Origin of the sequence: Microcoleus sp. S28C3 (assembly GCF_036700785.1) — a bacterium.
Classification (GTDB): Bacteria; Cyanobacteriota; Cyanobacteriia; order Cyanobacteriales; family Microcoleaceae; genus Microcoleus; species Microcoleus asticus.
In genome coordinates this window covers 1-25,481 of the sequence record NZ_JAUBPO010000045.1, presented here as the reverse complement: position 1 = coordinate 25,481, position 25,481 = coordinate 1, and the positions used below count along the sequence as shown (strand labels likewise).

The following is a 25,481-nucleotide window of genomic DNA, read 5'->3' as shown; positions in this document are numbered from 1 at the left end:
CGGCTCTTCCTTACTTACTGTCCAAAACTATTAGTTTAAGTAGTTGAAAATCAATTTATGTCTTAATTTAATAACAAAAAGGCGAAAATCAACTAAAATAAGACCAGAAATCTTTGCTATATAAGAATTTGTGCCATTATTTTCAGATAGAAAAGCACAGTAAGTACGGAAGAGCCAGTATGGCGTACAGTGGGCGCCTTACCACTACAGATGCTGTTCAAATAGATTCCTTGCGTCCAAGACTGTATCCGTTGTACCGCAGAATTCAAAACATCTGTGGCTTGACAACGTAAAACTCGTGTAATATACTGTAATTTATTGTAGTTTATTAATTCTTACTGCCATGAAGCTAACTGCTGGTTGCTAACCCATCCCGATCGATTTCCAACGCTCTGTGCTTTAAAAACTACGAAAGCCAGAGATTTGAATTGGGTAGCGACCTCTCGATCGTACTGCGATCGAGCGTCCAGCACTACGAGGACGGCTCAGCAAACCAAGATGGAGCAGAAATATGCAAAAGAAAGCAATTCTCAACGCAGCTAATTTGACCTGCGAAGTCGCACCCACACGGACTTTGTTCGCAGATATCACTGTTGCGATTCATGAAAGCTCGCGCATTGGCTTAGTCGGTCGCAACGGCAGCGGTAAATCGACCTTGCTCAAGCTACTTGCCGGACAACTAATCCCGCAGATTGGCAGAGTCGCGAGGACAGGTAGTGTTTACTATCTGCCTCAAGTCAGTACGCTGAATCTGTCTGCATCGAATGAATTGGTACTGGACTGGATCGCTTCTCATTCGGATGAATGGTGGACGGTGACGACGTTGCTAGAGGAGAAGTTTCCCTCGGAAGTCTCGCTATCTCAGCCTCTGAGTACAGTGAGCGGCGGAGAACTGACGAAACTTTGGTTGGCGATCGCTCTATCGAAGCAGCCTGATATTCTGTTGTTAGATGAGCCAACAAATCATTTAGACCTGTTAACCTTGGAACAGTTGCAGACAGCACTGCAAGAATTTTCTGGTGCTTTCGTTATTGTCTCGCACAAGCCGTTTTTTCTCGATCGCACCGTCGATACGATTTGGGAATTAACGCCAGCGGAGTTAAAGGTTTACGGTGGCAACTACTCCTTCTACCGATCGCAAAAAGAAACCGAACATCAAGCCGCATTACGCGCCCACGAAGTAGCGCGAAAAGAACTAAAGCGAGCGAAAACATCAGCAGCTCACGAACAACAACGAGCCGCCCAATCTCGCCAACAAGGTCGCAAACGTGCCGACAGCATTCCGAAAATTCTCGCTGGTGCGTTGAAGCGACAAGCTGAAGTAACGGCAGGAATTGCTAAGAAAAAACATGAACTAGCCGTAGAACAAGCAACTAATCAAGTTACCGCAACCAAAATCAGAACGACGAAAACAACCCGCGTTAAATTAGAAGAATGCAGTCACAAACACAAAAACTTAATCGATATCCAAGGTGCTGATTTGAGATTAGGAGCGCGCCGATTAATCAAAAACATTCAGCTTCATGTATCGTCAGACTCGCGCATTGCTATTGCTGGAAAGAACGGCTCAGGAAAATCCTGTTTAGCTCAAGCCATTCTAGGAATGGAGCGAACTCCAGCAATTTTAGAAGCCGGTGAAATTGCCATAAAATCTGCCATAAAAGGGGTATATCTCGATCAAAGCTATGAAATGGTCGATCGCTCTCGGACAGTCCTAGAAAATATGCAAATGGCCAACCCAAACTTAGACTATCAATTGCTGCGACAGCAATTAGGAAATTTTCTATTTTTTAATGATGAGGTGAACAAGCCTGCATCTGCCTTAAGCGGCGGTGAGTTAGCGAGATTAGGGCTGGCTGCGATCGGCATTTCTCAAATTGATTGGCTCATTTTAGATGAACCAACAAATAATTTGGATTTGGAAACAGTGAATCAGATTGTTGATGGAGTCAATGAGTTTCAGAGCGCCCTCTGGGTCATTTCCCACGACCTCGACTTTCTCAGCCGCATTGGAATCACACAAGCCTACCAACTCCACAACGGCCAACTTCAGCCGCTGATCCATCAACCGCATGAGTTGGAACGTTACCATCAGGAATTACTTGAGATGCAAATGTCTTAATTCTGAAGCTCAGTGGCGCAGCCTACATCAGCAGGAGTAGCAAAAGCTCCTATTTTGGGAAGAAGACAATTTCTAGTTTCTAGGCAATACTGGATCAAACACAGTTCAATATTTGAGGAAACGCTGATGAGATTATTGCGAACAATCGCCGCTCTATCGGCGGCATTGACCCCACTGATGGCTGAAGCTGCCTTTAGCCGTCCCATGCCGGGAACAGCCGATTTTCCCAGAGCCTCAAACCCCCAAGTAAATGTGCCGGTTTGCTTCCTCGAAACTCCAGGCGGCACAACTTTTGATTTAGTAAGCTTGTGCGGCAGCAATGCAGCTCCCCAAAACACTGCTCCGGTTGCGGGCAACCCCGCCAATGCTCCTGCAAATAACCCCAATGGGGGCACTCCGGCTGCTGCCCCGAACCCCAACCCCATCACCAGAGATGCTGTCGGCACCCCGATAACTACTCCAACAGGCACGCCAAATCCCAACAATCAGAATAATCAGAATCCGGGAACTTCGCCCAATACCGATCAGAATAATCAGAATCCGGGAACTTCGCCCGCAGGTACTCCCAATAATGCCAATCCGGGAAGTTCACCGAGTACCAATCCCAATAATCTCAATCCGGGAAGTTCGCCCTATACCACTCCGAATAATGCCAATCCGGGAACTTCGCCGAGTACCACTCCGAATAATGCCAATCCGGGAACTTCGCCGAATACCAATCAGAATAATCTCAATCCGGGAAGTTCGCCCTATACCACTCCCAATAACAGTGCGTCTCCCACGGGTGGAACTGCTGGTGACAGCAACAGCGATTTAGTTCCCAATCCCAATCTCAATCTTCCGAGAGTGCCGCCGAGTTCCTTTAGCCCCGGAGGCGTTGCACCGACTAGAGATGCGATTGATGGCCCCCGCCAGTAATAGGCGAAGTGTGCGAACTTTTACAGAAACCGGGTTTCTCTCAAACAGTCTCTTTTTCAGGGATATTTCACCCGCAAGAAAGCCGGGATATTTATTTGCATGGGTAATATTGATGTCAGGTGCGATCGGCATATTTTGTAGCAGAGTAGCTAAATAAAAGTTAAGCTAAGAACTTGTAGACGCTATCGACCAAGCACTCTTTCAAAACTGGACAACCAGGTAGAAGCAGTGATAGATAGCCAGCTTTAATCCGTAACAAGATTAGTTATCAGCACAGGTTAAAATTATTACCAGGCGGGTGCTCGCCAGCTCCAAGTTCTCAAGCTAAACCATTAAACAGGCATATTTTTGTTAAGCCAGTGTGGTTTGGAAAGTACCGGCTGATAACATTAGCAAGACAAAATTAACCCGATTATTCGGAGACTCTTCATGAGCAAAATATTTGTTTTAATAAATTGGAACAAAATTGCTCTAGACCCGATCGCACTTGAGGAGGACATCTCGTGTCAAACTTAGTTCAACGCTTAGAAATAACCGCTCATCCGCAACTTGAAAAATCCCTCGGCTATCGAGGAGATAGTCGCTGGGTAGCTTGGCGCTGGGAACCGGATATCGACCAACTTATTTCCAGCGACGGCAAAACAGTCGGCACTGGCAATAATATGGCTTGGCTGGTGTTTTTGCAGCACGATTTAGTCGATCCTGCGGTACAAGAGTACAACCTCGGCGAGGGCGATCGCTACTGGCTGCTTTTAGACACTGAAACTAGAAATCTCTACGTCGGCGAAGGGAAAACTGTTCAAAGTCTGCTCGAACAGCCGGAAAGTTTAGCTTTATTGGCGTGTCTAGATGGCGGCAATGCCGATCGACAAACTGGTGAAACTTGGCAGCAAACGTTATCTCAACTAACAGCAAAACCAGTTGTTCGCCACCTCACAAATGCCCTTCCTTTCGGTATTGCGGCTGCTTTGATAGGTGCATTAGGCATCGGAACCGGATTGTGGGTAGTGCCGGCGGTGCAGCAGAAACTAGCCGAAAAAACAGCTTTTATTTCCCCAATTAGTTCTGCGGCAAACTGCGGGCTTGGCGGTTCCGACGATTTTTCAGCTTATATCGGTTCCTCAAGCGGAAATAAAGAACTTCATTTAATAGGCGTTTACGAAGCCAATGCGGATCACAAGAACCGAGATTTGTCAAAAAGTGCGATCGAAATCAAAGTAGAACGCCGAAACAAGCCAATAATTCTCGCACTTTCAGCTTATGAACCGGTGCAATGGAACATTACCGCAGAACCGGGAGCTGTTATCGAAAAAATAATTGTTAACGGATACAACAACCAAACTGTTTCAGGAGTTTCGGGAATTCCAATTGAAGAGCACAGCTACGAAGAAACTGGAAACTATATCGGCGACTTTATCTACAAGTGGGGTGCTACGGCTGAAAGTACCAATACTTCTTCCCTGGTGACTAAATTGGAACAGATAAACCGCACCAGTTTAACTTCTTTTCAAGGATGTTACCGAGGTACGAATTTTGCGATTAAGTAAGAATTATTGATTATTTTGGGGTGGGAAAACGGCATTGCCGCCTCCTGAAGAGCGGTGTTGTCGATCGTTAGATCGAGAGAGGAATTTCATCATCCCATCCGTCCGATTGATTTTACCCATTAGCGGAAATCAGGAAACGGCAGTGCCGTTTCCTACTATTAATCGCGCTATGGTTATATCCTCCCTCTGGAGATTATTTTGAGGTAGGAAAACGGCAGTTCCGTTTCCTCCTTTGCGTGCTGATTCTGTTTTTAACCAATCCGTTGATGTTAATTCAATGGTGTACATTTTAAACAGTTATTTGACAAGCTTATGTCATGACTGTATCATAAAATATTAACTTTAAGTTTTGATTTCAGACAATAACAATGCTAACAAACTTAAGATGAAATACTGGTATGAAACCCTCGCTGTAGCGCAGCGAATTTTAATAGAATTGGGAAGGCGAAGACGCAGTTTAATTTTTTGGGCTATCTTTCCGATTTCTATCTTGATTATTAACGCTTTAATTTTAGCAGAACGCGCGCAACTGACAACAGCAAAAGCTTTTGAAACAGCCGCCCCTGCAAGCTTAGTAGGAGCTGCTTTATTTTTTAGCTGTCTCGGCGGTAGCGTAGCAACCGTAGTAGCAGAGCGAGAACAGCATACTCTCAAACGCTTGTTTATTTCCCCCCTGAGCGGCACTTCCTACTTTTTAGGGATTTTTATTGCTCACAGTTGCATCGGTATCGGTCAGGTAATTTTAGTATACACGATCGCCTCTTTTTTGGGAGCACAATTTCAAGGCTCTATCCTGTTAGGATGCGCGATTATTCTGCTCAGTATTGTATCTTATGTAGGTGTAGGCTTTATTCTCGGCACCCAGTTTGCAAGGCGCACTGAAGATGTCAACTCGCTCGTAGCAGCTTTCGGCGTTCCTTTGTTGATTTTAGGAGGCGCATTTTTGCCAACTTCGCTGTTTCCCAAAAGTCTGCTGGAACTCGCCCAGTACAATCCAATTTATCACATGAACGAAGCCCTGATGGGCGTGTGGGCTGACGGCAAAGATTTGGCTGATATTTCGTCGCACTTCGAGTTTTTGTGTATTTTTGCTGTTTTAATGATAGTAGCCGGATGGCTTTCTTACCGACGGATGTTGAGAGTAGAAAGAAGGCTTTAAACGAAGGGGAAGGAGTGAATTAATTTACTTTAAAATAATTCAATCATGGTTCATTTGAACCTAATTATGTAGGGTTCAATGCACACCATACCTTACACCTATTTAGCGTTCTATGCACACCGCACCTTACGGCTATAGCAATCCTCGCATCATTTGTGAATTTCTTACAAACTCCCAGCGGGTTCGGGGAGGGTTGGGGTGGGGGAAAAAAATTACGACTCCTGCAAGGATTGGTATTATATTATAGGAAAAACTAGGAGATTTCAAGCTGTGCTGCAAATTGAAAAACTCAATAAATCCTACGGCGAGCGTTCAGTGCTTAAAGATTTAACACTGCACATTCAAGCTGGAGAAATTTACGGTTTGCTGGGGCCAAACGGGGCGGGCAAAACTACCACTATCAATATTTTATGCAATTTGCTAAATGCCGACAGCGGCCAAGTTTCTATCAATGGTGAACCTGTTTCCGAAACTACTAAATTATTAATAGGTGTAGCGCCCCAAGAAAATTTGCTTTACAAAAGCCTTAGCTGCGAAGAAAACCTCAACTTTTTTGCTCAAATTTATGGTTTAGAGCGCAAGCAGCGCCGCTATCAAGTAAGACACTGTTTGAAAGCAGTAAATTTGACAGATAGAGCTACAAGCCCGGTGGAAACTTTGAGCGGAGGAATGCAGCGCCGTTTGAATATTGCCGTGGCTTTGGTACACCAGCCTAAATTAGTAATTTTAGATGAACCGACAACGGGTTTAGATATTGAGGCTCGCTACGAAATTTGGGATTTAATTCAGCGATTGCAATCGGAAGGAATTACAATTTTGCTGACAACTCACTTGTTGGATGAAGCTGAGCGGCTGTGTCAGAGAATCGGAATTCTGAAAAATGGGAGTATTGTGGCTGAGGGCAGTTTAGAAGAGTTGCAAAAACTGATTCCGGCTCAAGAAATTATCGTGGTAAAAACCGACGAAGAAGCTGAAGTCATCGCCCGCGCTAAACAATACAGTTTTATCCCCCGCCGCTACGGTAGCGATTTAGCTTTTTGGCTGCCCGAACGTTTAGAATTAAAAGAAATTATTTTGCTGTTCGATGGAATTTCTATTGATTCAATCGCTCGGTATCCGGTGCGGTTAGAACATATTTATGTCGAAGTGACTAAACAAACTGTATCCTAAGCTGCGTTCATCCGCGTATATCCGCCACTATTTGCGGTTAAAGTTCCACAGTAATTAACTGATAAACAAAGTGCTAATAAAAAGGATTTGATTATTTTTAGCCACAGGGATATCGTGAATGTCGATATCTCCTGTAGTATAGCCGATGCGCAGTATGTAGAGTATTTGATATCATCGCTGATTTTAGAGGGGGTCAAGATTTGATAGGATTAAGCGGAGGTTTAAGTTTTGGTCAGTTAGAAATAACTCAAAATACTCAGGGAACTCTCATCAAGAATCTCTCGACAGGAGAGGAGTTAGGTGTGATGATTGGAGTGAGTGCCAATGCGATTACATCCGCTAATTTCCGGTTGATTTAGGAAATGAAGAAAAGCGCGATCGCCCGTTCGATCCAAAAGGGATCTCGCACTTGACCCAATATCGCACTTGAGAACCCCGACTTCTTTAAGCAGTCGGGATTCTCGCCTTCAGGGCCAACCTTTTCTACACAGTCTTAGCCCACTCGATCCAAGTTTCCATCGGGCGGAAACCGACTGATTTGTAAAGCTTTGTCGCCCCCGTCAAACTGTCAGCATCGACACTGAGTTTCGCAGTATTTGCACCCGCCGCTTTTAAGGAGTGCAAGCCAGCCAGCAGCATCGCTTTTCCTAAACCCATTTTCCGAAAATCGCGCCGCGTACCCAACAATTCAATCCAACCGTCTTTTGTACCGCTGCGGGCGTTTTTTTGGGGTTTGATTTGACAGTCGCAGAAAGCAGCAAATTTGCGATCGCCCGAAACAGCAATCAAGTCTAATTCCGGCTGATAATTCGGATCTTGCATCCAGTAGCGCACGGTTTCCGCAGTTAAATCGTGGTGGTTCCAGTGATCGATAAATGACTGGTTGAACATTTCTACCCACGGTTGAATGTCTTGTTCTCCCGATACGTGGGTTAGCGCAAAATCTGCGGGAAATTCCGGTGTGGGAATGGGTTCAGCAAGGGATCGGGCCATTGTCCAAAAATAGCGATCGACCTCAAAGCCCTGTTTTTCTAACAGTCGCATCTCATCTTTTTTATCCTCGCGGCTGTAGGTACGCAATTTCGCGGGCAAATTCCGTTCTTTTGCGACTTCGCGCAGCCGCTTTTCGCCCCACTTAATTATCTCTTTTTCTAAACCTTCGCTACGCAGATTTGGATGCACGTAAAACCACAGACAAGCGTCTATTTCATCCTGGGAATCGGGCATATCTAGGAGTGACAAACCGATTAGTTTGTAATTACCATCTTCCCACAACTGCACGTCGCGGGCTTTGTCGAGTTTGGGTGCATCAAGTATTAGCTTGAGTTCAGTTGCTGAGACTTCTTCGCCGAGGCGATCGACTGCTTCGCAAGCATCGATTAAATTGGCGATCGCGCACCAGTCAGTTTGGCCCTTGTAGGAGCGTGTTGTTAAGATATTCATAGAAAACTTGCAATCCGTAATTTCGGACTGTTCCTCTTAATTGGTATTGGCAAATAAGTACAGTGAATTTCTGGCAAAAATCCGAGTTTTTGATTTTTAACCGCTTCCGAATGCGGAGAAACGCGGATGTAATGCAGATTTATTGTGGTGTCGATAAAACTCAGAAACCTGTTTATATCACCCAGGCTTTCAGGTTTTATCTAATTAGGCAATCATAAAAATTGGTTTGCCCTTCCGGGCTAGTTTTATATGTGAGTTTATGGCTGGATGTCGATGAGTCGCGCTCTCTTTCGTTACCAAGCTTGGTGCTTAAGTAACTATTGTTTGAATAAAGTTTTTACAGCTAAGTAAAGAAGTTGTCACCCCCACCGGGTAGTTGATTTTTACTTTTGCTCTCTTTTACACTAAATCCTTTTTCAGGGATTTTTGCCTCCTCCTGTTAACTCGCCCGATCGGGGGAGGGGAGAAGTTGAACTTATTTAAAAGTTACCTATTTCAACTATAACCTGAGCCGTTTTTTTTGGCAAGTTTGAAATTGAGGGAATCTTGCTAGTATTAACGAGGCTGCCATTTGAGGGCAGGAGCGATCGTGCTTTTAAGCAGCCGTAACTGTAATTTTTATAACGTTTTTCCCGGACTTGAGGATTTAATTTTATCCAAACGTTAAACTAACGTTAAACAGTTTTCTCAGATTTATATGAGGTAAATATGCTCGAAAACCTCGATTTAGATATCTCCCTCGATAAAGAAACCTACGATGCCAAGATAGAAGTTTTAATGAAACAGTTGCGATCGCTCCAACTGGCCTGCTGGGAAAAAAAATTGCCCGCAATTATCGTCCTCGAAGGCTGGGCAGCCGCGGGCAAAGGCGCTTTAGTCAAACAAATGGTAGGGTACATGGACCCGCGGGGGTTTGCCGTCCACCCGATTTGGCCGCCGTCAGCCGCAGAAAAGGGCTATCCTTTTCTGTGGCGATTTTGGCAGCAACTCCCCGCCCGCGGCAAAATTGGTTTTTTCTACCACAGTTGGTACACTCATGTTTTAGAAGACCGATTGTTCGATCGAGTCTCCGACGCCCAAGTACCCACAGTCATCAGGCAAATCAACGCTTTCGAGCGGCAGATGGTAGATGACGGCGCGGCAATTGCCAAATTTTGGATTCACCTGAGCAAAAAAGAACTCAAGCACCGGCTCAAAAAACTAGAAGACGATACCTTACAAGCTTGGCGAGTGCGGCCCGAAGATTGGAAACAAGCCAAAAAATACCAAGAATACACAACTTTAGCAGAAGAAATGGTAGCCCAAACCGGCACGGGCTCCGCACCTTGGACGCTAGTAGAAGGCGATTGTCAGCGGTGGGCGAGAGTCAAAGTTTTAACGCAAATGGCCGCGACAATTACAGAAGCCTTAGACAGACTGCCGATGCAATCTGCACCCGTGAAATTGCCACCTCAAGAAAGGTTGGAACCCACCGAACCCGACTTACTGGCCCAAGTAGATTTAACTCAATCGCTGTCGCCCGACGAATACAAAGAGCAACTTCGCGAGGAACAAACCCGTTTTGGTAAACTGCAACAAAGCATTTACGAAGATAAAATCCCCGTGTTAGTGATGTTTGAAGGTTGGGACGCCGCCGGTAAAGGAGGAGCGATCAAACGCTTGACGGACGTATTAGACCCCCGCAGTTACACCGTTAATGCCTTTGGGGCCCCGACAGACGAAGAAAAAGCGCATCACTACCTCTGGCGGTTCTGGCAGCGGCTGCCAACGGCTGGTAAAATCAGCATTTACGATCGCAGTTGGTATGGTAGAGTGCTGGTCGAGCGAGTCGAAGGATTTGCCGCCGAACCCGAATGGCGTCGAGCTTACCAGGAAATCAACGAATTTGAGGAGCAACTCACCAGTTTCGGTTGTGTGTTAGTTAAATTCTGGCTGCACATCAGTCCTGACGAAGAACTAAAGCGGTTTACAGAGCGGCAAAACAATCCATTTAAACAATACAAACTCACCGAGGAAGATTGGCGGAATCGGGAAAAGTGGAATTATTATGAAGTGGCGGTGAATCAAATGATTCAGCGCACCAGTGCCCCTGCTGCTCCCTGGACGCTAATTGCGGCCAATAACAAGTATTATGCTCGTGTTAAAGTAATTCAAACGGTAACGCAGGCAATTCGGAATCAACTGAAGCGCCGATAAATTGGGATTGGTAAATCGGTAACAGGTAATGGGGAAAAAAGTAGGCAGAAGAAAGCAGGCTTGAATTGTCTATTCAACCTGCCTGTGCTCGCTCCATTACCAATTACCAATCAACCATTACCAGTTATCAATTACCAATTAACTGTCAGCAATCTGTGACTGGAAGTAGCGGGTTTCACCCTGCAACCAATGGTTGATAGCTGACCGGAATCGAGCATCAGGATAAATGCGATCGGACTGCGTGATTCGCGAAAGTTAAAAACCCACCGATGCCCGTATTTCCTCCCGCAGCTAAATTCGCGCTCGTTTCCAAACTTCTGTACTAATTTATGAAGACACAGAATATTGCAAGATGCCAGAACTGTTAGCTCGCATTCTATTTCTATTCCTCCTGTTCTCACTGCTCAAATCGTGGTGGGATCAATCAGGAGGCAAAGACAATCCGTTATTAGACCGGCTGCGCGTTTTGCTGCTGATCAGCCTTTTGTTCCTGGCTTTTTTTGCGCCAGACACGCCAGTCGGAGCAGCGATTTTCGGCATAATAGCCTTCTTCTTTACGCCGTTAGGTTTTTCGATCACGCTGCTGGTGATTGCATCGGCGCTGATCACGAACGGGGGCATCCGCAACCCGGCGCCGAGAATGATCCTGGCAGCGCTGTTAGTTTTGATCCTTTCGAGTATGCCAGTTGTAGCTTACTGGTTCGCCGACCAAGCAGAACGGGACGCTGCTGCTCGCACAGTTTGCTGCGACGAAACAGCAGCGGCAATCGTCCTCCTCGGCAAGGGAACGACTAACAACCACACCGCCAACCGAGAAGCGATTCAACTGACAGATGCAGGCAATCGCCTGCCCTATGCTGCAGTTTTGTACAAAAAACAACTAGCACCTATGGTCATCGTTACCGCTGGCCCGAGACCCGAGTGGGAGGGTTATGTTGGCGAAGGTAAGGATATCGAAACGTTGCTGGCAAACAACATGGGCGTCCCGCGCAGCAGTATCGTTCTCGACGATAACGGCAGCAACATACGCACCAGTGCTGAAGAAGTCAGAAAGATACTCGACGGCCGCGGTGTCGGGCGCAAAGTAATTCTGGTAACATCTGCGATTCAGATGCGCCGAGCCAGCCTAGCATTTGCGAATATGGGAATTCAGGTGATTCCTAGAGCTACCGACTTCTACACTTATCAACCCACATCAGGAGGGAAATCCAGACTCCGCTTAGACGCGGGAGATTTTTTGCCTCGTGCAGAAGCTTTGGTAACTACGACGCGAGTATTCGAGGAATATTTCGGGTCTTTTTATTACTATTTGCGCGGCTGGCAGTCTCCCAGGGCCTAAAGCGGCGAGTTGTTGGTGTTTTTCTTAGGCAACAGCGACTGCTCCCCAGATTGGTTTAACATCTGATGAGAATCAGACCTTTGTGGGGAGTTGTATTTTTTTCTCATTCCGGCGGGGTCGCCGACAATCAAGTTTGCCATGAAAGCAAACAATACCCAAAAGATCACTGGCTCCCACTCGGATTTTTTGGGCTTTGTTTCAGGGGTTGTGACAGATTCGACGTTGACTTTGATATCTAGTTTGCCTTGAATTTCTTTGCCTTTGAGAACTCCGTCGCTGCACACACCCTTAAAAGTCAGCGGAGCTGGTTTTGGTGCTTCTGGTTTTGGTGCTTCTGCTTTTGCTTCGTCTGGCATTTTTTTATCCTGATTTTGGTAGATTCGGTTGGATGGTAAATTCTCAGAGGTTCGGGGGGTATCCGGAAAGGATTGCGAATTTCTCCCTTGAGAATTAAGTTAGAGAAGCACCCTGCCCTGACAGCGGGGCAGGGAAATCACCATCGGTCGCCCTTTTGAGCTAGTGCTGGTTGTTGTCGGGAAACCACTTTGCCTGGAAGCTGCTACTTATTTATCTGGGCAAATAGCAGGTTTTTATGCAAAGTAATTTTCTTGGTCAGATTTATTTTAAAATCGGGCATGGAAAAGTTTGTGATCTCGATCGGGCGATCGCACTTTATTTTAGATTAAACCAATAAGTTATCTAATTTGACAATATCCACCAGCAAACTATCTTCCCTGCAACCAGAACAACTGACCGCATGGGCAAAAGAGGCAATAAATCGCAGTAAATCCGGTCAAATTCCCGCGTACATACCTCTCCTTGCACAAGCAGACAGACAAAGGTTTGCCGTGCAAATTCTGGCAACGGACGGTCAAATTTTGAGCTGGGGCAGCATCGATCAAACATTCCCGCTGATGAGTGCAGTCAAGCCCTTCGTCCTGCTTTATTTGCTGTGCGAATTGGGCGAAAAAATAGTATTTGACTGCGTTGGCTGGGAGCCTTCGGAACTGCCTTTCAATTCCTTAACTCAACTCGAAATAGACCAAGGAAAGCCGAGAAACCCGATGATTAATAGCGGCGCGATCGCCCTAGCGTCTTTGATTCCCGGTCAAAATGCTGCGGCGCGCTGTCAAAACTTGCTCGGTTGGCTGAATCAACAGGCAAAAAGTCAGTTATTTGTTGACGAGTTAATGCTCGATTCAGTGAAGGAAAACCCGAATCAAAATAATTGGAATCTTGCCTTAAAAATCGTAGAATCGGGTTATATTCAAAATGCGGAAATTGCTTTAGAAACTTACAATCGCGTCTGCTGTTTGTCGGGAACTGTGGAGGATTTAGCTAAGCTGGGGATGGTTTTGGTAAATAGTGGCGATCGAGCAATGCGGGAAAACTGCCGTACTGTCAAAGCACTGATGGCAACTTGCGGTTTGTATGAAGCATCGGGCCGCTTTGCGCTGCGGGTGGGACTGCCGGCTAAGTCGGGAGTTAGCGGGGCTTTGCTGTCGGTAATTCCGGGTCAAGGTGCGATCGGCTTTTACAGTCCGCCCCTGGATAAAGAGGGAAATTCTGTCGGCGGCTTATTTCTGTTAGAACAAATAGCTAAAACTCTGCGGCTGAGCGTATTTGATTAGATTGGTCAGTAGTCAGTAGTCATTAGGAATTGGGAATTGGGAAAAAGCTATTTTTCCCTACTGACAACTGACTACTGACTACTGACTAATGCTTTTCGCCCATAATAGCATAAACCACAGTCAGTTCTTTTTTTCCGCGCAATTGAATCGATCCTACTTTTTGGCCTTCGTAGCGATCGCGCACGTAAGCAAAAGTCCTCCCCGTCACCAACAAATTAAAAGGACTGTCAGAAACAATTTCCTTATTCATCGCCTCCAATCTAGCAGCAACGTTGACAGCATCACCGATCACAGAATAATTCAAACGCCGGGAACCGCCCACGCTGCCAGCAACTAACTGTCCGGTATGCAAACCTATGCCAAACTTAATTAAAGGTTTGTGTTCGCTTCTAAGCTGCTGATTAAGTTGGTGCAGCCGTTCGTGCATCGCAATGCAAGCCGCAACTGCATTCAAAGCATCTTGTTGAATTTCTCTATATTCGGTATGGCAAAAAGGCACCCCAAAAACTGCCATAATTGCATCACCGATGTATTTATCTACAACGCCGCCGTGATCCATAATACAGTTAGTCATCGCTTCCAAATAATTGTTCAACCAGGTGAGTAAATCTCGCGGTCGCATTTTTTCTGAAATCGAAGTAAAACTGCGAATATCCATAAACAGCACCGTTGCTGTAAGTTCTTGAGGTTCGAGTTCTCCCTGTTCAAAGATCTCCGCTTTGCGTTGCCAAATAAGCTGAGCAGTCTCTGGATCGACGTGCTTTTCAAATAACCTCATCAACTGCTGCTTTTCGTACTGTTCCCGGAGTTGCAAAGCAGTGCCAGATAAAATGAGAGTGCCAATAGGTGCGGCAATCGGAACCCACCAAAAAAATAAGCCAAATAACAAAGCAGCAGCCGCAATCCAAACTATAGGCAAACCGAGAGCGATCGCAATTCTCTCTGTAACACCTCGGTTGCCCAGAACCAAAGCGGTAAGCGGGCCAATCCCCAACAATAACAAAATTTCTAGGAGTACCGGCAGCCGCCGCAGCAAGCGTTGATTGAGCAAATTGTCAACCAAAGCTGCATATAAATAAACCCCAGCCGTAGTCTTATTGAGAGGTGAAGATATCGGGTCTAAACCGGTAGCAACTATGCCCACTAAAACTAACTTATTGGTCAGAGCATCTGCGGGAATTTTACCTTCTACGACATCAACAAAAGCATAAGTAGGTAGATTTTCAGTTTTCCCCGGCCAGTTAACCCAAACTTTTTTTTCCTGCTTATTTTTGGAATGTGGGAGCAATACTGGATCTTGGGGATTAGCAGCATTGTACCTGTGAGTCATTGCTAAACCGAAATTAGGAATCCCGTTGAGAAAAATTTTTGAGTTGCGGCTAATACCGTCACTATCGGCTTCCTGGCTGATGTGGCCGACACCTGCGGCGACTGCTTTTAAAGATGCTACTGGTTCTTCTTTAATGGTTCTAGGGAGTACAACTTTGCCGTTGGCGGCGATCGCAGCAGCTAAAATATCATCTTTCGGACTCGGATCGAGGAAAAGAATGTCAAAACCAACGGCTGTGGGGGGAGATTTTTTCAGTGCTTCTAGCAGTTGGGCGTAGCGGTCGCGAGGCCAAGGAAATTGACCGTATTCCTGCAAGGAATGCCGTTCGATCGCAATTACGGCAATTCTAGAATCCCATCCGGGATTTGGCAAAATTCCCGCTTCTCGAATTTGAAATAGCGTTTTGTATCCCAAATATTCAAGGGGTTTCCACATTCCAAATTGCAGCATGGCTACAGACATTATACCTGCTATGGCACCTGTTATCCAGGGAGGATTTGTGATTATATATTGCCGCAGGCCGATCAGTTGATTGTCTTTGAGATGCTCGTCGATCCATTTTTTGAACTTCATGCAATTAATTTGACGCAAAAAGTAACATTCGAGTCCGACCTTCGAGAGGAGTGCGAGTCATTCGATTTTAGATTTTAGATTTTAGATTTTAGATTTTAGATTTTGGATTGATTCCACGGATAAATCCGGGGGCTTGTAGCATCAAAAAATTTTTGGTCATGAAGTTTTACAATACCGTAAGGGCGAAGGGTAGCCGCAAAATTTATTGATTTTGACTAATCTGTTGGGAATCTAAATTGTATTTTGCGGCTGACGGGACACCCCCACAATAATTGCATCAAACTTAACTGTAAGATTTAGATGCACCTGGGCTGAGGGAGTTTCACCGCGAAATGCTTCGCACTTACACATGATAATCAACCCAGATAGGACTTACAATCTAACTCAGCTCCTCAGAGACTGCCCGCGCACTTTACTCTTAAAAAGGTTGTTTAGGGAACAGCGAGGCTGTAATGCCGTTCTGTGGTTGACGGGCCTCGCACTACGATTGTGAGGCGGCGACTTGTAGGTAAAATTCCTTGGATTTTGAAGTTGCCCTTTCGATCGATCTTAATCGCTTCGTTGTTGACATAAATTATGTCGATCGGGTTAATTTGACCGCTGAGGCGATAGATATTGCCGCTGAGTCTCCCCAAACTGCGGACTTTGAGTTGAGCTAGGCGAGGACTCGCTGAGGGCGCCACGGGCGAGGTTTGAGGGAAAATTGTCGTGGCGTTGCCGCCGTTGACAACTATTTCTGAGTCGCTGCTGCCGCCGGATACTGCGACTGCACCTTCAATAGTTTCGACTGCGGTTTTGCCTTCGCCGACGCTGACGCCAAAGGAGGTGCCGCGAACTCCGGCAACGCCTTCTGGGGTTTCAACCCTGACTGGGGCGGTTTTGGCAGAACTTTTTTGTTGGGCAATTTGACTGGATTTGCCGAGTCCGCTGAAGGTATTTAGGGCGGCTATTTGGTTCGGCGGGATAATTGTTGAGGTGTTGGCTGCGGGAGTTGTCGCGGCAGTTTTGCCGATCGACAACCTGACTCGCCCCCTGCTGACAAAAATGGCTGTGTCTTTTTCGCCGCCTGCACTGTTTGACAAAGTGGATATTCTGACTGCGGTTTTTTCGGCAACTTCCACGATGCCGGTGTAGTTGTCGATCGCTAAACGGGCTGTGGAATCGGGGCCGGTGATGATTTCGTCTCCGGGGGCGACAAGCCGATCGCCCACAACTGCCGGCCGCCCTTTAAAGCTGACTGTACCGCGAATTTCTTGGATTTCGAGCGATCGTCCGACGGCTGTTCCCTGAGCCTTTATTGTCTCTGCTGGGGATGAATTCGCCGCCACTGTTGCCGGATTTTTTGGAGATTGTGAGTTTGTTGGCAATGCTGGCGGTCGATCGACCGAGACAATTTTAGTAGCGTTTGACGGCTGTTTGGGGGATGGAGAGAGCGGACTGGCGATCGCCCCACGACCGAGCGGCAGACAGGCGAACACAGCTAACGATAAACTTAGGAGCGGAATTTGGGTCGATCGCCAGCAGGTAAAAATTTTATTCATTATTTCAATTTTGTGATCTTGAAGTTCCTTGACTTCATTTGCTCTCTTGGACACCCTAAATCCGGCAAGCGTTCCACTTTTTATGCGGTAAGACAACAGCAAAAATAGACTTTCTCAACCTGAAATTTTAGCATTAAATCTTTTTTTTTTTTCAGATTTTAGTAAACTGTTACAAGATGGCAGTTTACTAAAATCTGACCTTCGGGAAATTTGGCCGACCAGACTCAAAGTGCTTTGCAGTATGGATTTTAGCCGAGGTCAACTTTAGAGAGCGCAGATTTATATATAGCAAACATAAAATTAATTACTGCTTCTGAATGCTTTTTGGCTTCTGCCGGAAGGATGACTAATTGGGGAGAAATCCTGTAGTTGTGGCAATTAATAAAAAGATTGTTTTTGCAAAGGGATAAAAAATAATTATCTTCGCGGTGCGCGAGAGTCTGGGAGTTGAGCTTGCTGCTGTGGAACCTGATGAGGCAAACCCAAGCGAATCAAGGTACACGATCGACCAACCCCGACTAGAAGAGGGTTTTTTAGGGGAAGTTGGTGGAAATTTCGATGGAAAATCATAGCGAGCGATCGCTTGCTGGTGTTGCTGTTCCGAAGTAGACGCCAAACTGTAAAATGGACGGTTGTATATAGGTTATATAGAGCAGGAGAACAATTTCAGTGGCAATAGAAGTAGGTCAGAGAGTGAAGGTGCGCCGTCTCAGAGATCGGATACCTCCAAATATAGTGGGCAAGATAAAGGAGAATCCAGTAGGCACTGTTGACGGATTCAAAATGGTTGACGGTAGCGGAGTAGGTGTGGTTGTCAAGTTTGATGGTTTTGCGACTTGGTTCTTTGAAGATGAGCTAGAACCCGTTTAACAGATGTAGAAGGAAGAAGGAAGAAGGAAGTTCGGCAACGGATTCTGTAACGGATGTAACGGATGTAACGGATGTCAGTCCGATGGAAGAAGGAAGAGGAAAAATTTTCCCAATTCTTCCCCTCTCCCACTCTCCCACTCGCCGACTCTCCTCTTCCTCCACTCTCCCGCCTCCCCCACTCTGGCTGAAGGTTGCGCTTAAATGTTAAAGAGTAAGCTTTGGCAGTGAGAACAGAAAATGGCTTTGATTTTGACATTTTTGGGCAAAGGCGGCACTGGCCGCAGCACGATCGCGATCGCAACAGCTAAAAAATACGCGGCTCAAGGCAAGCGAGTTCTGCTGCTCGGCCAAGATCCGGGCCCTGCATTGGGCATCCTGCTAGGGGCTCCCCTGACTCTCAACCCCCAGGAAATCGCCCCCAACCTCAAAGCAGTTCAGGTGCAAAGCGCGCCGCTGCTAGAACGCAGGTGGGACGAAGTTAAACAACTAGAAGCTCAATATGTCCGCACTCCGTTTTTCAAGCAGATTTACGGTCAAGAATTAGGGGTGTTGCCGGGAATGGACAGCGCGCTGGCGTTGAACGAACTTCGGGAATACGAGGACAGCAAACAATACGATGTAATTGTTTATGACGGCAATGGCGGCATGGATACGCTGCGGATGCTGGGAATGCCGGAAATTCTGAGTTGGTACATCCGCAGGTTCCGTCAAGCTTTGGTAGATTCGGATTTGGGGAAAGCGCTTTCACCTTTTATTCAACCGGTTGTGAGTACCGTGTTGACTGTGGATTTGTCGGGAGACAATGCTTTTCAATCTACTAAGCAAGTCGATAATCTTTTGGATAAGGGTAAGGAAGCGCTGGCAGATCCGAACCGCACGGCGGCTTTTTTGGTGACGACTGGGGATGCAAGTGCGATCGCAACTGCTCGCTATCTTTGGGGAAGTTCTCAACAAGTTGGTTTGACTGTGGGCGGTGTCATTGTTAATCAAGCATCGGTTACAGAAGCTATTACTGCCGATTTTGAGCCTTTGACGGCTGTTTCGGTTCCGGCGCACAGTGACAATAACTGGCAGCCGCTAATTGATGCTTTGCCAGATTTTTCTGAGGCGGCAAAAGCTCCTAAACCGATTAACATAAACATTGCACAGCGTCAAGTTAGTTTGTTTTTGCCTGGGTTTGACAAGAAAGAAATTAAATTGATTCAATCTGGGCCGGAAGTGACGATCGAAGCGGGCGATCAGCGGCGCAATATTTTGCTGCCTCCGGCGCTAACTGGAAAGTCTGTTACTGGTGCTAAGTTCCTGAATGGTTACTTGATTATTTCTTTTTAGGGTAAGGAAGAAGGCACCACACAGGTTTTGACACGGATACACGGATGAATTATCGACTTCTCTAATATCATGTCTCGTTGATTCGCGATCGTATAATTTGTGCGATCGTAGTGGCGGGTTTCACAAACCCGAATCGCCGAAAAAAAACAATCTCGAAAACCCGCACCCACCCAAGGAACAATCTAAATTTACATTCAGATTGGTCGTGGGGCGGGGGCGGGTTTATTTATCCTTTGAATTCTTCCCAAGAGGGTTGATGAAACCCGCCCTTACAGCTTAACTTTTACCGTTACTGTTTCCATTGCCGCCAGTTGTTAGCAAAACCCGTTTAGCTAAAGGTTCCGGCACTTCTTGCAATCGATCGAACTCCCAATTAAAAAATCCGACTCCCATTGTCTGCGATCGCAATTCTACGATCAAATTCTGCATTTCTGCGATCGGCAAATAAGCAGAAACTGCATCCCATCCCTTCCAGTCTTGTTTACCTTCGTAGCCGAGAATTTGGCCGCGGTGTCCGCTGACCAACTGCAACACCTTTGATGTACACTCGTTCGGAGCGCAAATTTCAACTTTGGCGATCGGCTCCAGCAATGCCGGTTCGCACTTGACCATTCCCTCCTGCATCGCCAAACGCGCCGCTTGCTTGAAAGCTTGTTCGGAACTGTCCACAGAATGGTAGGAACCGTTCGTCAGGGTCACCGCTACGTCTACCACCGGGAAACCCAGCGGGCCGCGATCCAAATACTCGCGCACTCCCACTTCTACGCCGGGAATGTACTGTTTTGGGACGACGCCGCCGACTATTTTGTCGGTGAAATTGAAGCCTTCTCCTCGTGGCTGCGGTTGAATGTCGAGGTACACGTCGCCAAACTGTCCGTGTCCGCCGCTTTGGTGTTTGTAGCGCCCGTGGATAGAAGATGCAGGTTTGCGGATGGTTTCTTTGTACGGCACTTGCGGTAAGTGAGTTACCATCGGCAAGTTATACTTGCGGCGCAACCTGTCTAAAGCTACTTTCAGGTGGATTTCGCCTTGACCCCAAAGTATAATTTCGTGAGTGTCGCCGTGCTGTTCCCAGACTAAAGATGGGTCTTCTTCTAGCAATTTAGCTAAAGCCGAGCTCAGCTTAACTTCATCGTTGCGCTTTTCTGGGACGATCGCCAGTGCGTAGACAGGCGGGATGATTTCGGCTTTTGGCAATTCTTCCGATCGGTCAATCGCCAGCGTATCGCCTGTTTTCACTCCTTCTAGCCTTCCCAAAGCCACAATTTCCCCCGCGCTGACGGATTGCAAACTTTGCGTTTGCTGGCCGGTCAAGCGGTACAAACCGTTAACTCGAATGCCGTTCAAAATTGCTCCGTCAGTCAGCGTCCCCCGCCACATTCTCACTAACGATAGTTTGCCTCCCTGGGGCGTGTAATAGGTTTTGAGGATTTGAGCCAGAACTTTGTTTTCACTTAGTATAATGCCGCGGCGATCGGCTGTAGTTTCCGGTGTCGGCGCTTCCCTCAGCAAAGCTTCCAGCAGAGGCCGCACGCCGAAATCTTGTTCGGCGATGCCGATGAATACTGGCACAATTAAATCTGCGCCTAATTCCATCTTTAAATCGCGGGTAATTTCTTCGGCGTCGGGATTGATTTCTTCGAGCAATTCTTCGAGTAAATGGTCGTCAAAATTCGCCAATTCTTCGAGCATTTGCTGCCGCGCTGCGCTTTCTTGTGCTTTGAGGTGTTCTGGAAGCGGGACTGGATCTGCGGCGGCGCCCGGATGGTAGTGGTAAGCTTGTTCGGTTACTAAGTCGATAAAACCGATGATTTGTTCGTTTTTGCCGATCGGATATTGATGAGGTACGATCGGTCTACTGGAAACGGATTTGAGCGCGTCGATCACCTCGGTGAAGTTGGTGCCACAAGTAGTTTCGTCTGTGTAAGCTCGATCTATCTTGTTGATGAAAACTAAGTGGGGAATTTCCCAATCGTCGAGGAATTTAAACAGGGGTGCGAGGGTTAAAGTGCGATCGGCAAGGGGTTCGCAAACAATTATCGCCGCATCCACACCAATCAGCGCATTGTAAGTTTCTTGGACAAATTCTACCGATCCCGGACAGTCGAGAAATGTGAAGCGGACGCCTTCATATTCAGCAGTGGCGGCGTTTACTTCTACGCTCATTTGGCGATCGCGTGCTTCCGGCGAACTATCACCTATTGTGTTGCCATCTTTGACATTTCCTTTGCGGGTAATTGTCCCTGTCACCGACAGCAAACTTTCGAGCAGTGCGGTTTTACCGCTTAAATAAGGGCCAACAATTGCAACGTTCCGCGTGGCCCCAATGACTTTTTCGTTCATATTGCCTCCAACAGAAAACTTGTTTTCCATTGCTCTTGGTGCAACCAGTTCTATACCATTTTCTAGACTTTTTCTAGGTTAATTTTTATTGCATTTTCGAGCAACTTCAGGTTTTGGTATGATTCTATACTTTTGACCCTAGCGTGTTTTTAGTAACAAAACACAAATTGTAGTTTTTCTTAATATTGGGAATTTTTAACCGCAGAGAACGCAGAGAACGCAGAGGAAGAGAAGAGAGAGACTAATAATTCCGATGAAGAGCGGATTTGATATCACTCTTCCTCTGTCTCGATTGGTCTAATTTCTGAGCATTCGCAAACCGCTTAATGTGACTATTACTGTAGACCCTTCATGACCGATTACGCCTAAAGGCATGGTGATGTTTCCTAGGAAATTGGCAGCCAGTAACAGTATAATGCAACTGAGTGCAAAAACAATATTTTGTTTAACAACCTTTTGAGCGCGGCGGCCCAAAATAATTGCTTTAGCTAGTTGCTCTAACTTATCTGCCATTAATACGATATCAGCAGTTTCTAAAGCAACATCGCTGCCGGAAATTCCCATCGCAATGCCCACGGAAGCTTGAGCGAGGGCGGGGGCGTCGTTGATGCCGTCTCCTACCATTGCTACAGTTTGATACTGGGTTTGCAGTTGTTTAATTGCCTGCACTTTGTCTTCTGGCAAAAGTTCGGCGTACACTTCTTTGATGCCTAATTGACGGGCGATGTGTTGAGCTGTTTGCTCGTTGTCGCCGGTTAGCATAATTATATGTTCTACGCCTAATTTTTGCAAGCGTTTTACCGTTGCTGCTGCTTCGGGACGGATGGTATCTGCCACTGCAATGATTCCTAAAAGTCGATCGCCCTTTGCCACCCAAACAACAGTTTTACCTTCTGCTTGCAACTGCTGGCTGATTTGACTCAATTCGGAAGTTGCTTCGACAAAATCGGCTTTACCAATGGCAATGATTTGATTGTTGACTTTGCCGATAATTCCTTGACCGATTTTTGCTTGTACGTCGGTAGCGGTTGACAATTGTAACTGTTGCTGCTGGGCGGCGCTGACAATTGAAGAGGCGATCGCGTGTTCGGAATGAGCTTCTAGGGCAGCAGCCAATTGCAGAACTTCTGTTTCAGTATATCCGGCTGCTGGTACGATTTGGATAACTTCGGGTTTTCCCGTGGTGAGAGTTCCGGTTTTATCAAAGGCGATCGCCCTGACTTTACCAATCATCTCTAATTGCGCGCCGCTTTTAAACAAAATCCCCTGTCTCGCCCCGTTAGCAATTCCCGAAAGCAGCGCCGGCATAATCGAAGCCATCAGCGCGCAGGGGGAGGCGACTACTAGGAAAATCAGCGCCCGGTAGATTGTCTCTTCCCAATTCCAGCCCAAAACAAAGGGTGGCAAAGTTGCCAGCAGCAAGCCTAAACCGACAATTAATTTGGCATATCCGCGCTCGAATTTTTCCACAAACATTTGAGAAGGCGGCGCGGCTGTTTGCGCTTCTTGAACCAGTCGAATCACTCGCTGAATCAAGCTGCTTTCGGGAGTTTTATGAACTTCGAGTTTCAGCGCGCCGACACCGTTTATTGTACCTGCATAGACTTCATCGCCCCTGGTTTTTTCCACGGGCATCGATTCGCCGGTAATCGAGGCTTGATCGATCGCACTGTAGCCTTCAACAATTATCGCATCTGTGGGGATGATTTCTCCGGGCTTGACTAAAATGTAATCGCCAATTTCCAATTTGTCGATCGCAACTTGCCGTTCCCCGCCGTACATTACCACCCTAGCAGTATCCGCAGTCAAACTCATCAAACTGCGGATGCTGCGTTCAGTCCGCTGCATAGCATAACCTTCAAGCGCGCCGCTAATTGCAAAGATTAAAATCAGCACCGCACCGTCAACAATTAAATGATATTCTTGCCGCCACAGCCCCAAACCGGCCGCGCCCAAAGCAGCGACAATCATTAACAAATCTACATCTAATTCGCGTTCTTGAAAAAGCGTAGTTAAGCCTTCGCGGGTGCTGGAATAGCCACCAATAACATAAGCTGCGGGCAAAATTAACACGGCTACACCCAGCCAGCCGAATTGCAGGGCTAGCGAACCCAAGATTACTAGAATTCCGCACAGGGCGGCAGTCACAGCATCGGGGTGTTCTTCGGCGATGCGCCAGAGGCGAGAGATGGGCAGGGAATTGGGAGTCATTGGGGAAATTTGAGTTGGTAGAATGACTCCTGTAGCTTAAACATTGACATTAATGTCAATGTCAAGAGTGAAACCAAAATAAATCCAGCATCAACTCGCCCCTCGTTGAGTCCCAGAGTCCGACAGTCCGACAGGGATTGAAATCCCTGTCTCATAGCGCAAGTCCTCTGAAAGAGGACTCAAGAGAGTTGAGAATTGAATTTAATGTTTTAGTCGGTTTTAACCGACTTCTGCTATGAGACGGGGAATTGATTCCCCGGCGGACTCTGGGTGAATCAGAAAGCCAAATATACAATCCCAAAATCCAAAAATTTAATGCAATAAGAATAGTTGAGTCCCAGATTCCGACAGGGATTGAAATCCCTGTCTCATAGCGCAAATCCTCTGAAAGAGGACTCAAGAGAGTTGAGAATTGAATTTAATGTTTTAGTCGGTTTTAACCGAGTTCTGCTATGAGACGGGGAATTGATTCCCCGGCGGACTCTGGGTGAATCAGAAAGCCAAATATACAATCCCAAAATCCAAAAATCCCATGCAAGAATACCTGACAATCAAACAACTTACAGAAGCGGTAAAAGGCACAATTACCCCTCGGATGGTGCGGCATTATCACGCTTTGGGGCTGCTATCTCCGGCGGTGCGATCGACCTCTAACTACAGACTGTACACCCGCAGCGACGTGCAAAGACTGCAAAGAATAGTCGCACTCAAACAGCAAGGCTTTCAACTGTCTCACATCCGCAAACTGTTAGAAACTGATGCGGATGCTTCGCCTAACGCGCTGATGGCGACTCTGCAACGGCAATATCTGTCGGTTATTCAGCAAATTGTTCGCCTCAGAGAAACGGCTTCGGCGCTGGAAGGATTGCTGGGGCGGGATATTTCTTGTCAAGCGGTGCAAGCGGACGCACTGGCGCAATTAAGGCTGTTGCAGACCGAAACTGAGGGGGGGTTGGATGAGTTGGAACAACTTTGGGAGGGTTGGGATGCGGGGGCGCACACTCACCCGGAGGATTTTGGGGAGTCGTTGCAGCATTTGTTGCCGGATTTGGCCGATCGCTCGGAAATTGAGGTAGACTTGCTTTCTAAACTGGTGTTAGCCTGCGGAGATTGTTCGCTGCTGCCGTTTGTGAAGTTGAGCGCAACGGCGATTAAATCGGCGCGGGAAGCTTTGAAAAATCAGTGTCAAATTGTCGCTGATGTGCCGCCTGTTTTTGCGGCTTTGGATCGGACAAGATTGGCGCATTTGGGAACAAGTATTGAAACTTTAATTGATGACCCGCATATCAACGCTGCGGCGGAAGCGGAACAGGAATTCTGGCAGCAGCGTGAGTGGTTTGATAAGTTGTTGAAAATGGAAAAAGGATGTATATTGGTGATAGGATATGCGCCGTCTGTGCTGATGGCGGTATGCGAGGCGATCGAGATTGGGCAACTGCAACCGGCTTTGGTAGTTGGAATGCCGATCGGTTTTAGTCATTCTCCGGTGGCGAAACGGCGGTTAGTGCGATCGGGCGTTGCTTATATTACGATTGTGGGAACTTTTGGCGGCGGATTGTTGGCGGCGGTTGCTTTGAATGCTTTGGTTGAGTCTTTGATTGAAAAGCCGAATTGTCATTGTCATCTCAAGTGACTAAGGCAACAAATATAACAATAGTTCGGACAGTTTTTAAGCAGCCAGAGTACCATAAGACAAGACTGAAGGAAGGTTAGGGTGATTTAAAATCAAATCCGGGTCTAAATCTAACTTATCAAT

Annotated in this window: 19 protein-coding genes; 12 read left to right on the top strand and 7 right to left on the bottom strand. The window is 46.7% G+C overall.

What is annotated here, in order from left to right; genetic code table 11:
• Window positions 1-511 precede the first annotated feature (511 nt).
• The 6 genes from abc-f (at window position 512) to QUA13_RS15130 (ending at window position 7,275) form a co-directional block, all read left to right on the top strand.
• On the top strand, window positions 512-2,122 hold the full coding sequence (abc-f, locus tag QUA13_RS15155; protein ID WP_333199724.1) for a ribosomal protection-like ABC-F family protein: 1,611 nt from the start codon (window positions 512-514) through the stop codon (window positions 2,120-2,122).
• A gap of 126 nt (window positions 2,123-2,248) precedes the next feature.
• Window positions 2,249-3,040 (top strand): hypothetical protein, encoded by a 792-nt coding sequence (locus QUA13_RS15150; protein WP_333199722.1) that lies wholly within the window; start codon window positions 2,249-2,251, stop codon window positions 3,038-3,040.
• A gap of 503 nt (window positions 3,041-3,543) precedes the next feature.
• Entirely contained in the window at window positions 3,544-4,587 is a 1,044-nt protein-coding gene (locus QUA13_RS15145; protein ID WP_333185288.1) for a hypothetical protein, read from the top strand.
• A gap of 385 nt (window positions 4,588-4,972) precedes the next feature.
• Window positions 4,973-5,746 carry an ABC transporter permease gene (locus QUA13_RS15140; RefSeq protein ID WP_172186836.1) on the top strand — a complete coding sequence of 258 codons (774 nt, stop codon included), beginning with the start codon at window positions 4,973-4,975 and terminating at the stop codon, window positions 5,744-5,746.
• 270 nt (window positions 5,747-6,016) lie between these two features.
• Window positions 6,017-6,916, top strand: a complete 900-nt coding sequence (locus QUA13_RS15135) for an ATP-binding cassette domain-containing protein (RefSeq protein ID WP_172186835.1) — start codon at window positions 6,017-6,019, stop codon at window positions 6,914-6,916.
• A 200-nt stretch (window positions 6,917-7,116) separates the two neighbouring features.
• Window positions 7,117-7,275 carry a hypothetical protein gene (locus QUA13_RS15130; protein WP_333199720.1) on the top strand — a complete coding sequence of 53 codons (159 nt, stop codon included), beginning with the start codon at window positions 7,117-7,119 and terminating at the stop codon, window positions 7,273-7,275.
• A 124-nt stretch (window positions 7,276-7,399) separates the two neighbouring features.
• Here the strand turns inward: QUA13_RS15130 and QUA13_RS15125 are convergent, their stop codons facing one another.
• On the bottom strand, window positions 7,400-8,359 hold the full coding sequence (locus tag QUA13_RS15125) for a GNAT family N-acetyltransferase (RefSeq protein ID WP_333199718.1): 960 nt from the start codon (window positions 8,357-8,359) through the stop codon (window positions 7,400-7,402).
• Between the two features lie 708 nt (window positions 8,360-9,067).
• Here QUA13_RS15125 and pap point away from each other — a divergent pair.
• Both pap and QUA13_RS15115 read left to right on the top strand, forming a co-directional pair.
• A complete protein-coding gene (gene pap / locus QUA13_RS15120) occupies window positions 9,068-10,555 on the top strand; it encodes a polyphosphate:AMP phosphotransferase (protein WP_333199716.1) in 1,488 nt (495 codons plus the stop codon).
• A 352-nt stretch (window positions 10,556-10,907) separates the two neighbouring features.
• A complete protein-coding gene (locus QUA13_RS15115) occupies window positions 10,908-11,894 on the top strand; it encodes a YdcF family protein (RefSeq protein ID WP_333199714.1) in 987 nt (328 codons plus the stop codon).
• Here QUA13_RS15115 and QUA13_RS15110 read toward each other — a convergent pair.
• On the bottom strand, window positions 11,891-12,250 hold the full coding sequence (locus tag QUA13_RS15110) for a hypothetical protein (protein ID WP_333199713.1): 360 nt from the start codon (window positions 12,248-12,250) through the stop codon (window positions 11,891-11,893). The genes QUA13_RS15115 and QUA13_RS15110 overlap by 4 nt on opposite strands.
• 348 nt (window positions 12,251-12,598) lie before the next feature.
• Between QUA13_RS15110 and glsA the strand changes: the two genes are divergently transcribed.
• Entirely contained in the window at window positions 12,599-13,525 is a 927-nt protein-coding gene (gene glsA, locus QUA13_RS15105) for a glutaminase A (protein WP_333199711.1), read from the top strand.
• An 85-nt stretch (window positions 13,526-13,610) separates the two neighbouring features.
• Here glsA and QUA13_RS15100 read toward each other — a convergent pair whose 3' ends face one another.
• Complete coding sequence (locus QUA13_RS15100; protein WP_333199709.1) at window positions 13,611-15,428, bottom strand: adenylate/guanylate cyclase domain-containing protein; 1,818 nt, start codon at window positions 15,426-15,428, stop codon at window positions 13,611-13,613.
• 431 nt (window positions 15,429-15,859) lie between these two features.
• On the bottom strand, window positions 15,860-16,969 hold the full coding sequence (locus QUA13_RS15095; protein ID WP_333199707.1) for a FecR domain-containing protein: 1,110 nt from the start codon (window positions 16,967-16,969) through the stop codon (window positions 15,860-15,862).
• Window positions 16,970-17,638: 669 nt separating this feature from the next.
• On the opposite strand from QUA13_RS15095, the gene petP reads away from it, so the two are divergent.
• Window positions 17,639-17,839, top strand: coding sequence for a cytochrome b6f subunit PetP (gene petP / locus QUA13_RS15090; RefSeq protein ID WP_333064930.1), 201 nt, complete (start codon window positions 17,639-17,641; stop codon window positions 17,837-17,839).
• A gap of 237 nt (window positions 17,840-18,076) precedes the next feature.
• A complete protein-coding gene (locus tag QUA13_RS15085) occupies window positions 18,077-19,171 on the top strand; it encodes a Get3/ArsA fold putative tail anchor-mediating ATPase NosAFP (RefSeq protein WP_333199705.1) in 1,095 nt (364 codons plus the stop codon).
• Between the two features lie 276 nt (window positions 19,172-19,447).
• Here QUA13_RS15085 and QUA13_RS15080 read toward each other — a convergent pair whose 3' ends face one another.
• The 3 genes from QUA13_RS15080 to QUA13_RS15070 all read right to left on the bottom strand — a co-directional run bounded on the left by QUA13_RS15080 (window position 19,448) and on the right by QUA13_RS15070 (window position 23,880).
• A complete protein-coding gene (locus QUA13_RS15080; protein WP_333199703.1) occupies window positions 19,448-21,514 on the bottom strand; it encodes an elongation factor G in 2,067 nt (688 codons plus the stop codon).
• Window positions 21,515-21,811: 297 nt separating this feature from the next.
• Window positions 21,812-23,725, bottom strand: a complete 1,914-nt coding sequence (locus QUA13_RS15075; RefSeq protein ID WP_333199701.1) for a heavy metal translocating P-type ATPase — start codon at window positions 23,723-23,725, stop codon at window positions 21,812-21,814.
• The gene (locus QUA13_RS15070; protein ID WP_333199699.1) at window positions 23,722-23,880 is read right to left on the bottom strand and encodes a hypothetical protein; all 159 of its coding nucleotides are present in this window, start codon (window positions 23,878-23,880) and stop codon (window positions 23,722-23,724) included. The genes QUA13_RS15075 and QUA13_RS15070 overlap by 4 nt, the downstream gene beginning before the upstream one ends.
• Window positions 23,881-24,257: 377 nt before the next feature.
• On the opposite strand from QUA13_RS15070, the gene QUA13_RS15065 reads away from it, so the two are divergent.
• A complete protein-coding gene (locus QUA13_RS15065; RefSeq protein WP_333199698.1) occupies window positions 24,258-25,358 on the top strand; it encodes a precorrin-8X methylmutase in 1,101 nt (366 codons plus the stop codon).
• Window positions 25,359-25,481: the final 123 nt, after the last annotated feature.